The organism is Daejeonella sp., from assembly GCF_037719425.1.
Lineage (GTDB): Bacteria > Bacteroidota > Bacteroidia > Sphingobacteriales > Sphingobacteriaceae > Daejeonella.
In genome coordinates this window covers 1-14,705 of record NZ_JBBJNI010000008.1, presented here as the reverse complement: position 1 = coordinate 14,705, position 14,705 = coordinate 1, and the positions used below count along the sequence as shown (strand labels likewise).

14 protein-coding genes are annotated in these 14,705 nt (G+C 35.8%); all 14 read right to left on the bottom strand.

Translation table 11 applies throughout. From position 1 onward, the window contains the following. Positions 1-36: 36 nt before the first annotated feature. Positions 37-1,485, bottom strand: a complete 1,449-nt coding sequence (gene wzy, locus WKF69_RS02075; RefSeq protein ID WP_340379143.1) for an O-antigen polysaccharide polymerase Wzy — start codon at positions 1,483-1,485, stop codon at positions 37-39. Beyond that, positions 1,482-2,699, bottom strand: coding sequence for a glycosyltransferase family 4 protein (locus WKF69_RS02070; protein ID WP_340379142.1), 1,218 nt, complete (start codon positions 2,697-2,699; stop codon positions 1,482-1,484). Before WKF69_RS02070 ends, wzy begins: the two co-directional genes overlap by 4 nt. Beyond that, complete coding sequence (gene asnB, locus WKF69_RS02065; RefSeq protein ID WP_340379141.1) at positions 2,696-4,564, bottom strand: asparagine synthase (glutamine-hydrolyzing); 1,869 nt, start codon at positions 4,562-4,564, stop codon at positions 2,696-2,698. The genes WKF69_RS02070 and asnB overlap by 4 nt, the downstream gene beginning before the upstream one ends. Positions 4,565-4,615: 51 nt before the next feature. Further along, the gene (locus tag WKF69_RS02060; RefSeq protein ID WP_340379140.1) at positions 4,616-5,050 is read right to left on the bottom strand and encodes a hypothetical protein; all 435 of its coding nucleotides are present in this window, start codon (positions 5,048-5,050) and stop codon (positions 4,616-4,618) included. Positions 5,051-5,840: 790 nt separating this feature from the next. Beyond that, positions 5,841-6,431 (bottom strand): hypothetical protein, encoded by a 591-nt coding sequence (locus WKF69_RS02055; protein ID WP_340379139.1) that lies wholly within the window; start codon positions 6,429-6,431, stop codon positions 5,841-5,843. A gap of 710 nt (positions 6,432-7,141) precedes the next feature. Further along, positions 7,142-8,182, bottom strand: a complete 1,041-nt coding sequence (locus WKF69_RS02050; protein WP_340379138.1) for a glycosyltransferase — start codon at positions 8,180-8,182, stop codon at positions 7,142-7,144. Between the two features lie 99 nt (positions 8,183-8,281). Continuing rightward, on the bottom strand, positions 8,282-8,794 hold the full coding sequence (locus tag WKF69_RS02045) for an acyltransferase (protein WP_340379137.1): 513 nt from the start codon (positions 8,792-8,794) through the stop codon (positions 8,282-8,284). Between the two features lie 59 nt (positions 8,795-8,853). After that, positions 8,854-9,555: an FkbM family methyltransferase gene (locus WKF69_RS02040; RefSeq protein ID WP_340379136.1), complete on the bottom strand. Its 702-nt coding sequence runs from the start codon at positions 9,553-9,555 to the stop codon at positions 8,854-8,856. Positions 9,556-9,601: 46 nt separating this feature from the next. Beyond that, a complete protein-coding gene (locus WKF69_RS02035) occupies positions 9,602-10,471 on the bottom strand; it encodes a GDP-mannose 4,6-dehydratase (RefSeq protein ID WP_340379134.1) in 870 nt (289 codons plus the stop codon). A 7-nt stretch (positions 10,472-10,478) separates the two neighbouring features. Continuing rightward, a complete protein-coding gene (locus WKF69_RS02030; protein ID WP_340379132.1) occupies positions 10,479-11,708 on the bottom strand; it encodes a class I SAM-dependent methyltransferase in 1,230 nt (409 codons plus the stop codon). A 72-nt stretch (positions 11,709-11,780) separates the two neighbouring features. Continuing rightward, entirely contained in the window at positions 11,781-12,500 is a 720-nt protein-coding gene (locus WKF69_RS02025; protein ID WP_340379130.1) for a HisA/HisF-related TIM barrel protein, read from the bottom strand. Positions 12,501-12,550: 50 nt separating this feature from the next. Further along, positions 12,551-13,162, bottom strand: coding sequence for an imidazole glycerol phosphate synthase subunit HisH (gene hisH / locus WKF69_RS02020; protein WP_340379129.1), 612 nt, complete (start codon positions 13,160-13,162; stop codon positions 12,551-12,553). Further along, complete coding sequence (locus WKF69_RS02015) at positions 13,159-14,295, bottom strand: N-acetyl sugar amidotransferase (RefSeq protein WP_340379127.1); 1,137 nt, start codon at positions 14,293-14,295, stop codon at positions 13,159-13,161. The genes hisH and WKF69_RS02015 overlap by 4 nt, the downstream gene beginning before the upstream one ends. A gap of 24 nt (positions 14,296-14,319) precedes the next feature. Continuing rightward, positions 14,320-14,705 (bottom strand): SDR family oxidoreductase (locus WKF69_RS02010; protein ID WP_340379125.1); only part of this gene is annotated, 386 nt, incomplete at its 5' end.

Sequence of the window (14,705 nt, the reverse complement as noted above, 5' to 3'; positions counted from 1 at the left end):
CAAATATACTGTTTACTACACTCAATGCGGAATATATTAATTCCTAATTGGAACAACCCTCGGCTTCCGACCATGAATTCCCTCTTTTTTTAATAACAGTAAGATTAATTTTATTATCATCAAGAAAAAGAGTCCTTTAATAGCTCCAATTATATTTGGAAACGCAGTATCACGGGCTATAAAAAAAATGTGCGTAAGTATAAATGGACTTAGATACAATATCACCCGGGTAAAAATGTACCTATAAAGTTGAATTAAAAAAAAACCGTACGCAATACTAAATATTATTAAAATAAAATAACCATACTGATAAAACTCTGCAACTATAGATGAGCCCACCCCCCTTCCACCGACGTAGGCTTCCAAACTGATTGAGGCGGTAAGTTGATGGTTCAAAGAATTTCTGTATTCTAACATTTCCTTTGACTGTCCTCTTGTCATAATGCCAAAATATCTAAAATAAAAATAGGGGTACAGAACGGGCTCTAATACATACGGATAATTAATCGGAAAGGAGTCCTGATGTTTGAGGTATCTGCCCACGACTTGTAAAGTCCCCCCTGTCTCCAAAATTGCAGCTTTAATGATATTGCTCTCTACCGCCTCCTCATTAGTATTTTTCATGTTGCTGTTTCTGCTGATTTTTGAGATCATAGAAAACGCTATAATACCGACAATAAAAAAAGAGGCCCTCCAAAGTAGTTTGTAATTGACCTCTAATTTGTAGGCGTTGAAATAATACCATATAATAAAAAACAATGGCAAAATAAACGAGATACGAGCACCTTTCAAACTATCTAAGAATGACAGAATTGTATAGACAATTGCTAGCTTCATAAACTGTTTTTTAGGTGGCGCTAGAGTAAGATAGTAGGAAAAGAAACCAATATAAAAAACCTGAGAATATTGTATAATGGGGGAAAAATAATTTATCTCTTTAAGGCCCCCGACATATATAGCTATATATCCAACTTCCAGCACATATTTAAATTCCAAATATAACTTGAAAGCATATATAAGAGCCCAAAACATTAAAGAATAGTAAATTAACACATATTTACCAGGAACAACTTGTTTCAAATTAAAGACTTCTTTCTTCCCAAACAGAAAATACATTGCGTTGATGCAAACAATACATGTGTTAACTCCTAATGTAGCCAAAGCCATAGACTTAACGCCAATGTTATCATACAATAGTAATTCCGTTTCGAAAAAGTCGCGGGTAGGATCGAAGACATATACCAGTGATCGTCCATATAGGAAAAGAAAATAGAAAAGTTGAATTATGGAATGAATTGTTATTAAACCTCCAATCTTGATTGTTTGAAAATAAAGGATGAAGAATGTCACAACCGAAAACAGATTTAAATAATAAAAAAAATTCTCACTAACATCCTCGGCTGGTTTCACATATAAATAGAGCAATATGTTTGTCAGCAAAAACAAAATAGCAGATAAAAAGTATATATATCTTTGCCCTTTCATTCTTTCTCTATTTCATCGAAAACTTTCAATGCTGCTTGAATGTGAACTTCTTTAGAAAATTTGTCATGATAAGTTTTATAAGCTTCATTTGAGAATTTATGTCTCAGGTCACTATCTTTGTAGAGAGAGGATAGGAATTCAATAACTGCTTCAGGTTGAAAAGGGTCGTATAAGTAGCCATTATAATTGTGAATTATCATCTCGCCAACGCCAGAAACGTCAGCTGCAATAATCGGTTTACCCATTGCCATGTATTCTGCGACCGTACGGGGAAAAGCTTCTGCATAGCTTGTGAATAGCATAATATCGCCCGCACGCATATATACCATTGCTTCCTCAGAATGACCGTGAAAAACAAAATGATTTGCAAATTTCGAGTTTGTCATATCATTGTAAATGATATCCCCCCCCCATGTACTACTTATTATGCCGACCATATGAAATTTTACATTTGGTATGTCCGATGATACCTTTTCTATAATCTTCAAAATAATGTCCTGAGCTTTCCTTTTTTGTATAGATCCTATTACAATTACGTTGAAACATGAACTATCTAAATTAAGTAGGTCTTTGGCCTCCTGCTCTGTTAATTTCTTGACGCGATTAACTTCCTCTTCGTTTATCGAATTAGGCAGATAATAACTTTTAATTGGGTGGGCCAATATTGGCGCCCAGGCTTTTCGCCCATTATCCGACACAAAGATTAAGTTGTCAAATAATTCGAGATATTTTGCTGCATCACTTACGGCCTTATTTTTATCTACGTCAAAACTTTGCCAAACAAAAGACTCCGGCGACCCCCGTACGATGCATACTTTTTTAAAATCCTTATAATTCTCCAGCCGTGAGTCATTATACAGGCTGGACCAAGAATTGACATAAATTATGTTTTCTCGGTTTGGTTGGTAATATTTGGAAATATCTACCTTTCTTAATTTAAAAAGATCGAATACGCTATAGTACAGACTTCTGAGGAGACTTCGAAAAGTAAAATTCAAAAGTGTAGAATCACGCTTTAAGACTAATGTTTTGTGAATTTGACCAACCGCCTTTCCATAAAATCTCTCATTTCCAGGCTCAAACTCAATGTGATCGTTGGTTATTAAAACGACGTCATTATACTTCATCCTTAAAAATTGAAAAAATTCAAATCCAGAGGTGGATGAGCCCCCATTTTTTTTACTATTTATACTTTCTGATATGTAAATGATCATATTTTATATTTTAAATCCTCATCCCATAAAATGAAGGATATGAGTCGGTTAATAATCATAAAATTCACTTTTCCACCCAGATATCCTTTCCATAAGAATTTAACATAATCTTCGTCAACAAAGCCTGATTTGTAATTTACAATTAATGAATCGAGTTCGATAAGGTTTTGTTTGAAAAGGCTTTCGAGGTCCACTTTGAATCCCGCTTTTTTAATGCCGTTAAACCTGTTATCATAGTTATCCAACATGTTCCGAAGTAAAAATTTGTTGTTAATGCCATTATCTTTATCCAAGAAAATTTTTTCAGAAAATCGCTGTTGAAGCTCGAAAAGCCTGAAATCCAGAAAGGGTTCGCGAATTTCAATTGTATTTAACATTCCAGCGATATCAGTTTTGTAATTTAATTGGTGTACTAGTTCGGTAGATGTCTTATAATTCAAAAAGGACAGGAAATCATTTTCTAAATCAAAATTTCTGTAATCATCTCCTCCGGTATGACCCGTGAGTTGTTTGGAAAATGTATCATATCTATTTTCCGTGAAAATAATTACATCCTTGATGCTTTTACCTCTCAAGAAAGCGTGATAGATGCTTAGTCGATCCAAATATTTCGAATGAAATTTTTTGTTGAAGATAATATCTGCTATTGGGGCAATCAGGAAATAAGGTAACGGGATGTTCGCCCACTTGCTATTTTTCCGGGTAGCATAGTATATAGTTTCGTAAAATTGGTATCCACCTAAAAGCTCGTCTCCTCCATCGCCAACGAGGATAACTTTATTGTAATCCTTTGCGAATTTCGAAAGACTATATAATCCAAGAGTTGCAGGGTCGGAAAATGGTTCATCGTAGTTGGCGCATAAAAATTTAAAATCCTGCCATAATTCAGATTCCGAAAAAGCTACATCATATTGAGTTACACGATCGTCATATGGTATAGTCTCTTCATTAAAATTTTTAGCTGCATTTTTATAAGTAAAACTGTTGATTGAGTTAACACCGTTGTCTAAAGCGATGTTCATAACCAGATTACTGTCAATCCCAGAGCTCAAGAAAATACCGACTCCGACATCGGCCACAAATCTGTAATTGACAGAAGATTTCAGTAAGGGTTCAATCGCCTCTTCAGCTTTTTCAATTGTATTTATGGAATTAGCAGATCTTGAGGGGTCGTTTAATTGCCAATAATAGCTCTTTTGGATAGAAAATGTTTCAAGTTCCAGTGTTACTATCTGGCCATTTTCCACTTTCGCCACTTGGTGAAAAACCGAGTCAAAGCTATTTACATAGCCATATTTAAAATACCTTGCAAGTAGAGCAGGATTGACAGCAAGTCCACCTTCTATTAATGGGTTCTTAAAGAAAGATTTTATTTCTGACGAGAAAAGTAAGCTATTGTTATCATAATAGTAAACCAAGGGCTTGACACCCATTCGGTCCCGAATCAAAAAGATCTTTTGCTTCACTATGTCATAAATTGATATAGCAAACATTCCGTTCAGAAGCTCGATTGATTCAGCTCCGAAACAATGAAAAAGCTTAACGATAACTTCGGTATCACTAGTAGTGTCTAAATAGTAACCCTTAGATACCAGTATTGGGGTTAATTCTTTATAATTATATATTTCACCATTGAATGCGATAACTAAATTATCATATCGGTATGGTTGATTAGCCCTGGAGTTTGTATCAATTATCGAAAGTCGATTATGCCCTATAGCAACGACATGTCGTTCATGGGTTGAATCAATAAATACACCTCTGTTCTCTTTTCCACGATGCGCTATCCGCATAAGCATGGAATCAAGTATCATGCTAAAATCAAAACCAGCATTCTTACTTATAAAGCCAGCTAAACCACACATATTTTCATTTTATTATAAATCTGAACAATTATTTAGTGACGAGCGATGGTGTTACATGGCTGCTCTGGCAGTCGTTTCTTTTCTGACTTTCAAAAATAACAACATCAGGACAATAGGAAAAGGCGATACGAAGAATAGTGCGAAGTGGAAATCCAATAATCCCAGATAAACACCGAGACATTCGAGAGCATATATCATTACTATTAAAAGGTTCATTATGGAAATGAATCTCAGTTTATTCTGATAAAAGAAATAGTTAAAAGTTACATAGTTATACACAGAATGGAAAAGTATGAATAGACTGAGTATACTAAATTCCAAAAGCATGTTTGGAATAGTATATTCTTTTACAAAGAAAAAGAATATGAGTTTATGCAATGCGATAAGAACTAATATGGTTGCAACCGATACGATAGCCGTATTACGCATGTAGCGAGAATCCTTAAATTCTGATCCACTCTGGTCGACGCTTTGTTTAATTTTCATTGGATATAGAACCATTACCGCTGAAGTTATGAAAGATGTAGCGAGGTTAACTATTTTTATTAAAATCGCATAAACTGACAAAGTTTCAATAGTAAGAAAATATTCGGATACTATTATCGCCAATATTGGTAAGATGTTATAAGTCAAATTGAAAGGAAGATAACGAATTGAATTTTTAAAAATTTCTTTTATCCTCTGCTTATCAACATACTTCAACGAAAAGTAATTTTTTAAAAATGTTAAATTGACCAATGTTTCAAATAGCATCGCACATGAGGCTATATAAACATAAATTATAAAATCAGATTGCTCTCTGGCCCAAATAAAGAGTACTGCTAATAAAATAATTCTGGTAATCGCCCTTCTAATAAAAATGTACTTATTTCTAAGTGTAGCCTGGAAATAAATTTCCATAGACCATGGAGCAAAGATAACTGGTAAAGAAGTAATTAGGACATATTCATAAATGAAGCCAAATTTATAATAAAGGTAAATAAGTAAAAGAATTATTGGAATAACAATTAAGCTATACATTATAACAATGGAGTTGGTAAGGTAAGATTTAGCAACAACCTTGTCTTTAACTTCAGCAAATACTTTTAGTAAATAAAAATTGAAAAATGATAGAACTAGTAAAAGTAAAGCCCAGTAAGAATTTAACAAACTGAGATACCCAAGATCCTCAAGCTTAAAGTGCCTTATTAAATAAAATTGGATTATTATTGGAAAACCAATGCCTAATACTTGATTTAGCAAGTTCATTGCTAAGTTTGCATTAACAGACTGTGATTTACGAGCCATTTTTTGACAAAATTTTCCTTAGATCTCTTTCAATCCTTGTGATAGTATCAACGGGATCCCGCTTTTCATTTAAGCCATACACAACAAATGTTACGTCTTCAAGCATTGATTTAATCTCATGATCCAGACTAGAACCGTAGGAGACGACAACATTACCATCTGGTATTTGATTTGGCTCTGTTATAACCCAAACTTCCTTCAAATCCGGTATACTTGTTTGTTGCGGATGCGGCTTAAATGCTACCTGATAAGGTCGATTTGGATGTTTCAATAAATAAGTGATCAATTCATTTTGAAATATAAACTCATACTCATGACCAATTATCAAAATCTGCAGGCAATTTATAGAAGCATTGGGCCACTTCAAAATATTTAACTTCGATTTTACAAGAATGAACTGTATGCTTGGAGATATAATAAAGGTGCGAAAATATCTAATCGATTCCTCGTTGATTGCATAAACAGTTTGAATATTTGTTAATTTTGAACTAAAATCAGGCATATAAATATCCCCTTCTTCTTCACTTTTGTACTCTAACTGTCCGTGCTGAACGATAATTCTATTTTCAGTAGTACACATACTATCAACTAGCTTAATCCACCTATCATAATGATTTGATATCCAAACAGAAGTAAATTTTTCGTTCTGAAATGTGAAGTATACCCAATACCAATAAAATGAAGAATACGAAAAGAACTGTAACCGGGGATACTTAAAAAGTAATATACACGGTGTTATTAAACTACAGATAATAGCTTTTAGTAAACAATAAATACCTGTGACTTTGATAAAACTAATAGGAGTTATAGCAGATTTGAATTTACTCTTAGAACTATGAAAAGGGAAGATAATTACATTCTCTGGGTAATATTTTTCAGTGTTATCTATATATGTCAGAAATTTAATATCCGAAAGGCTAAAGTAAACGTTTTTCGGTAGGCTGCATTTTTGTGACACTAAGACTGGGAACATCCATCGTATGAAAAAGTAAAATGAAAGTAGCGGGTTTACCAATAATACCCAAGCAAATAATCCAGGTATGTATATTATGTTCAGTATGATTAAAAACCGATGAAACTTAGTAAAAAAAATTATAGATCTGGGCAAAAATTTAACAAACCCTTTTATCTTAAATGCGGAATGATAAATTTTTTCTTGTTCGAACTCAAAATGAATAGCTTCGAGATACAATAAAATAGGATTCTTCATTGTAAAAGCTTAAAATACAGAAAGAGGCTTACGGTAAACGAAGGGGTTAATGAAATCATGTGAAGATCTTTTAATGCCACTTATGTAAGGGAGTCCTTTCCCAAGTTTACATCTACGCACCTCCAAAAGGTCTGCGAAACTATTAACGAGTTCGCCCTCGCCTTCCCCCGTTCTGCCAAAACACTTCGTTCCGTTTCATTTTGTAAATAGTATTCAATTACATCAATTGCTTCCTGAGTCGAAGAGAATGACGCGAAATGTTCTCCAGGTGAAAAGTATCTTAAAATTCCAGGTACCGCTGGTGCAATCAATAATGTTCCACATGCCATAGCCTCGATATATCTGTAAACCAATTGAGGGATCCATGCCCAATCCGTGTCGGCCGTTTCTATTTGCCCGGCGGTAGTTACAATTATTGGAGAATTTATTAATGCCGACCAATACTCAGAATCTGGAACACGTTTAGCGCCCAAAACACGCCCTCTTATTTCTAATGTAAGGTTTCGCACTTCCAAGCCTTCGGAAATTTCCTTTAGTTGAGACGTCCTTGGTTCATAGAGTGAGCCAATAAAAACGGCCTTATTAGGCGGAACATCAGTAATATTATCTTTTAGTGTTTTAAGTAATTTAAGTGTATTTTCTGAAAATGGCATCAGGCTCGGACCCATCAAACGCCTATGGGGGAAAATTGGGAATGCAAGGCGCGTTGACATAAAACTGATAACGATACCGTTCATCGCTGTTACAATCGCACTTTGAGTTCTCCATGTCCTAACTGATAAATCGGTTAGAAGCACTATCGGGATAATGCTCCGAGAATACAGTAATAACGATATTCTAAAGGCCTGCCATAAACCCAGGATCTTTTCCTGACTGCCAGTGCGTGGATCATAAAAATAATGAGTGGGGGAAAATTTGTCCAATTCATTTCTGACTTGACTTAAATACGATTCGCCTGGTCTAATTATGATCTTATTGATCTTGTTGACACTAAGAAATTCACAAGCCGACTGGTATAATTCCTTGAATTCAATGGAGTCCCAACCATTTATTCCTGCTTCGATGCATAATTTGCTATTATATTCCAGTTCCTTATATTCGAGACGACTTTTCCGAAACAATCGGCTGAATAGCAAAATCAACCAAGTTATACTATACGGTATAATTCCTAATCTCGGAATAATCCGATTTGATAAGCCTTCTTTCATAAATCGTGTGTGCTATCCCATATTGCGTGTATCTCCTAGTATTTTTGCAGGCACACCGCCGACAAAACTGTAATCCGGTATGTCTTTAGTGACTACAGAATTTGCGGCCACTATCACATTATCACCTATTCTAACTCCTCCTGAAATAACTACCCCAGCGGCTATCCAACTCCCACTACCGATATGAATGTCATAACCGGAAGCCGGTACTTCTTCCGGTCCTCCGCCAATATTTTTCCTTTCCAATTTCGGATCAAGTGAAGCTCTTTGCCCATTCTTAAATATGTGTCGGCCTGTGATTACCATTACATTATTCGAAAATATTGTGTTGTCACCTATAAAAATAGAACCACTCGACAAATTAAAAATTGTATTCGCTAAACCACATCTTTTACCTACATGCAATTCACCACAATCGCCCATAATATAGGTAGTGTCATAAATATAAAACATAAGTATCCTAATCAAAGGTCTCAATGGAGATCTGAGACGTAACTTCAGCCATAAGCCAAAATTATTCATCATAAATTCATATATTAAATTGTGCTTAATTTAGTTTGACGCACGACAAAGCAACTCTATCATTACTCCTTCCCTATAAATAACGCATCGGCCCACCATAACCACTCCTCATGTGACCTATGTGGGTACAACCATGCAAGTCGATAACCATGTTTGTCAAGCACCGCAAAAATTTCATGGTAAGGCTTTTGAGAATCATAAAAAATGGTAAAATTAACCTCTACCAGAATAGCTTTAATAGTACTAGGATGCAAGAACTTACCTGCAGATAGGACGACTTCCATATCCGCCCCTTGTGCATCGACTTTTAATAAATCAATCGGCAATTTGTCGAAGGTCCCGGACTCAATGAAGTCATCTAACCTTGTGGTATTAACAGTAACCTTCTCAGTTAAAGTTAACCATTTAGATGGTTGATTAGGCAATGGCTCCAAGAGACTTGAGCCTACGTCACTTTCAGTAACATGGAATGTGGTTTGACCAGTTTTTAGAGAAACAGCTGATTCTTGAGGTATGATTTGTGGGTGTTCTGCCGATAACGACTTTAAATCTTCAAAAGCTCCTTTAACAGGTTCGAAAGAATAGATTTTAACTTCAGACAAAACCTCAAGAACTTCTAACGCAAATTGGCCTCTGTTAGCCCCGATATCTAATATTGTACTATTTGGTGCCAACAACCGAGATAAGTCTCTTTTAAGTAATTTTCCCGTTACCGTATGATCTTCAACTTCTAGATCAGGGCGTGATAATTTATTTTCCTGCATAATTATTTTTTTAATATTAATATTCTGTATAAATCTATTCTTATAGTTATTGAAGCATTAAATTGGCTAAGCCCTCAAAAGTAAAAGCTGGCTTCCACCCAAGGGATTTAATAATTTTTGGATTGCTTACTAAAATATCATACTCCGCTTTGAAATCCTCGTTTTTTTCAACGTAGTCATTCCAGTTTTTTCCAATCTTATCAAAACAATATTCTAACCATTCGCGAATGCTGTAAGACATTCCACTCCCAATTACTGCCTCATGTATGTGGTCCTGATTAACTAACAGCCATATGGCGTTAACTATGTCGCCCGCATAATTAAATTCTTTTTTTACATCAATATTTCCTAGAAGAAGCTTTTCCTCACTACCGGCCAAAATTCGCTTCGCAGCCGCCACAATTTTCTGATTTACATGTTGTTCACTTCTGTGAGGACTATCATGATTAAAAAAATAGCCTACATAAACTTTAAGATCGAATTTCTCCCTGTAATATCGACCTGCATATACAGATTGAATCCTGGAGACAGCATACGGGCTTGAAGCATGAAAGGGTGTATTTTCATCGATTGGCAATCCGCTATTAACAAACTGCATCGCACTGCCTGAAAGAAATATTTTTGAATGCGGACAATGGATTCTTACCGCTTCCAATATATTTAGTGTTCCTGTCGAGATTGTCTCATGATTCTCGAAGAGTGCCTCATGCCTTGTAGTAGAACGGGCAGCAAAATGAAAAATATAATCCGGCTGGTGCTCCAAGATTTGTTTGGCAATGAAATCGTAGTCAACAATACTTCCACGGACTTGCCCCCCAGACCTCGAAATGCCAATCACGTCAACTCCCTTCTTAGTTAACAGTTCACTTAAGAAAATCCCATCCTGACCTGCCGAACCTATAACAATCGCTTTCAATCTAATGCTAAATTATTTCAATTTCTGGCAGTGGGAAAATAAATTTGCCGCCACTCGCGATGTAATCTTTTTCTCTTGCCAAAATATTATCCTTAAAATGCCATGGTAGCACAAGAAAATAGTCAGGCTTCATTTCTTTTGCTTCCGCTTCAGAGATAATAGGAATATTAGTTCCGGGAGTAAAAGAACCGAACTTGTCTGGATTTACCTCGGCAATATAAGGTATTTCTTTATGAGTTAATCCACAGAATTGCAACAACACATTCCCTTTGGTACTTGCACCATAACCAATTATCTTCTTTCCATCCGCCACAAGGGCATTAATAAGATCCATTAGATTTTTACGATGTCTGAAAACTCTCTCTTCAAAATCCCTGTAAGGTTTAGGAGTATCTAGCCCCATTTCCTCTTCCTGTTTCAACAACCAGTCTATTATGGGTCGGTTAGATTTATGAAGAGCATCTTTTTTACATGCCGTAACTGCAAAACTTCCTCCATTAATGGCGTTCATTTGTACATCGATCACACGTAATCCGCAGCCCTCTAAAATGCTTTTTACTACCTTAAACGAATAAAACTCGAGATGCTCATGACAAATCGTGTCATAGCTGTTAGTTCGCAACATACTGGGCATATAACTTTGCTCAAAATGCCAAATACCATCGTCTGCTAGACATTCTTCTATATCACGGACGAACTCCATTGGACTTTCAAGATCATAAAACATAGCAATAGATGTGATAATTTTCGCCTTGTCTTTAGCAAAGCTGCCCTTAAATTTATCGGCCGTGAAAAAATCAGGGATTAAAACAATTTCATCTGTATAATACTCCTTAAACTTCAAGCCTGTCGGGTCTATGCCAACTTTCCTATGTTTTCCGGAATACGCCTTTAATGAAGTAGCGTCATTGCTACCAATGTCAATTACAAGATCATTATCCTGTAAATCGACGAGGCTTTCTAACGTACGAATCTTTTGTTCGAGATGCCTTACCATCGAAGAATTTAATCCTGATCTGTAGCCATAGTTCTCACCATACATCTCATCTAAACTATATGATTGCTTCATCTGGAGCAAACCACTGTCTGGGCACCAAACTAAATCCAGCGGACCTTTAGTTATCTTCTCGTCAACCGATTTTGGAAACACTCCTGTTAAATATTGCTCACCAAGAGATAGTACGGTCACTAAATTAGTACTACCACTTATGCGACATTTTGAAATTTCTTTATACATTTCTTGTATTTTATTTTATAAAGTTATTAAAATTCTCATTAGGGGTCATAGATCAAATAACTTGTTTGCAAGTTAGGTCCAATTAGCTACATTAATGCCTGAATCAATGATTTTCTTCCTTGCTTTCGGCAAACCATTACCAATGAAATTAAATAAATTCGCTGTTGCAACTGCGCTCACGCCATTTATCTTAAGACCCTCAGACAAATGCATTTCATTTCCTGCTCCCCCGGCTATTATTAATGGCATCTTAATCTTTGTAACCATCTCGCTAATCACTTCCAAATCAAAACCAAATCCCGTCCCGTCCTTATCTATGGAATTTAAATAGATCTCACCAACATTCAACGACTCAACATATTTTAGGTATTCCTCCAGTGGTATATCGATCTTCGTGATGCCATCATTTATATAGACTTCGTTCACCCCTTCGCTTTTCTTATAGTCGATTGAAGCCACTATGCTTTGGGAGCCATAAATCTTAATCAGACTCTCTACCAATTCAGGTTTTTCAAACAGCGCGGAATTCAAAACAATTTTATCAGCCCCGTGATTAAAAAGCATTTCTGCATCCTCTTCACTCCGTATTCCTCCTCCGGCAGCTATTGGTATAAAAACATCATTAACGAGTTCAGAAACAGTTTCTGCAAACTGCAACATCGATTTCACATTTTTGGACGCATTTAGCACAATTAGCTCATCAAGGGAAAAGGCTATCTTTTGAAATCTATAATTCCTTTCAAGCCACGTTAAATTTCCGACTTTCTGCAGCCTGAAATTTCTGCTTTGCATGAAAAATCCATCACTATATATGAGAGTAAATATAATTCGCTTTCTTAACATCAGAATTTCTCAAGAAAATTTCGAAACACATGAAGCCCATTATTTTGGCTAAGTTCAGGGTGGTACTGTACACCAGCGATATTGTTATTTTCAAAGCTTGCTACAAAATCATCTCCGTATTTGCAATGACATTGACTGATATCATAGCTGCTTGTCATTTTATAGCTATGAGTAAAATAAAAATCTGCCTCCTCTTCAAAACCGTTGTAAAGTTTTAATTTATTATTAATCATCACCTGATTAAATCCAACATGTGGAATCTTGAGGTGAGTGTTGTCAAATTTGGTAACGAGACCCTTAACTAAACCCAAGCCGTTGTTGATTCCATCTTCGTTGCTGGAGATGCCCATGAGCTGCATTCCCAGGCATATCCCCAAAATAGGTTTAGAGCCGTTAACGACAAGTTCATTTAAGCAAACGTCTAAGCCTCTTTCCCGTATCCGGGCAATTGCCTTACCAAACGATCCTACTCCTGGTAGTATCAATTTGTCACCATTTTTTAAAACTTTGGGATCAAATGAAACAATAACATCCTGTACACCTAAATAATTGAGTGTGCTTTTAATAGATCGAATGTTACCCATGCCATAGTCAACAATAACAACTGTCATATCTCAAACTCTTCCCCAGGCACAAATTTAGGTTGCCAGATTCCATCAATTTTCTCGAAAAGTGATCTATTTACATATTTATCTAAAACCGAATCAAATTCCTCTTTAGTCATCTGATAATAATCAAGATAGGTTTCTATCAGATCATGTGGATAAGCATTATCATACATTTTAACCAAATTTAATGCCTGATCTCTGGTCATAGATCCTCTTCTGATTTCAATTCCAGCATCCTGAGTAGCGCGTCCAAAACCGAACTTCAAATACATTAAATAGGCATGCAATGCATATAAAGCTTGGTCATTTTGTGCAAAGTTTGTAAATGTATCGGTATTGCCTTCTTCTTTTTCAGTTAGCCCACAATTCTCTTTCGCAACTATATAATTCCGGTAGGAATCCCATGGCTCAAAATATGACATATGAGTAAAGGAGAGCCCAATCTCTGAAATTTCATGATCATCAGGGAACTTAAAGAATGCCAAATCAGCCTCAGTTATATCCTTGTCCTGCCGGATTCTTTCAAGCACTTTTTCATGTCCACCTTCAAGATAAACACGCTTCATATAATTAATATCATATAGTGCGTTATTCTTACTCTCCGTTGATCCACCGTATTCAACTTCACCATCCTCTCCATAAAAAATCAAAGGAATCTTAAAATTTCCTGCGGTTTTAATTACTGCAGTCATAATTGCTATTAACCATCCATAGTATGGGAAACCCTTCTCAATAAAGCCATATTTATTAAGACGATCAAGTACAAGCGGATTGGGTGTTAAATGAATATGGTTATACCCGGAATAAATGAAATTAAGTAGATTCTTGTCGCCTATTTCAAGCGCCAATGCAGGTCTCACAGTTATTGCGAGTGGGTTCATTCCATATTTATGTTTCAACACATATGAAACATAGGATCCGTCTTTACCCCCACTCACTGTAGTTATACAATCAAAATTGCCGTTTTTAGATCGGTATTTATCTAACAGGGTATTTAACTCCTTTTTTCTAAGTTCCCAATCGACCGTCTTTTTTTCCTCCATCCATTGGCAGGCATTGCACCATCCTCGCTTATCAAAGGCAATTCTTGGTCTGGTTGACATATTTAAGCAGTTCTTACACCAGAAAATTTTCATCGTACTCATAAATTTATTAAATAATTAAATAGCTGTCCATCCACCATCAATGATCAAATTTTGCCCGGTTATATACTTTGCATCGTCAGACAACAGGAAAGTAACTGAAGGAGAAATATCATCAGGCAACCCCATTCTTCTCATGGGAACTTTATTTTCATAATTTTTCACAAAAATAGGATTTTGTTGATCGAAAATCCCTCCAGGTGACACTGTATTTACACGAATATTATATGGGCCAAGATAAGCCGCAAGGTATCGGGTGAAATTCACAATCGCGCCCTTAATAGCCGAATATGCCGCTGGCATAGTCATATTAGTGCCATCATACACAGTAAAGTCCGGACCTACAACCCCGTAAACTGAAGCTATATTAATAATGGAGCCGCTTTTATAGCGTGTCATAATCT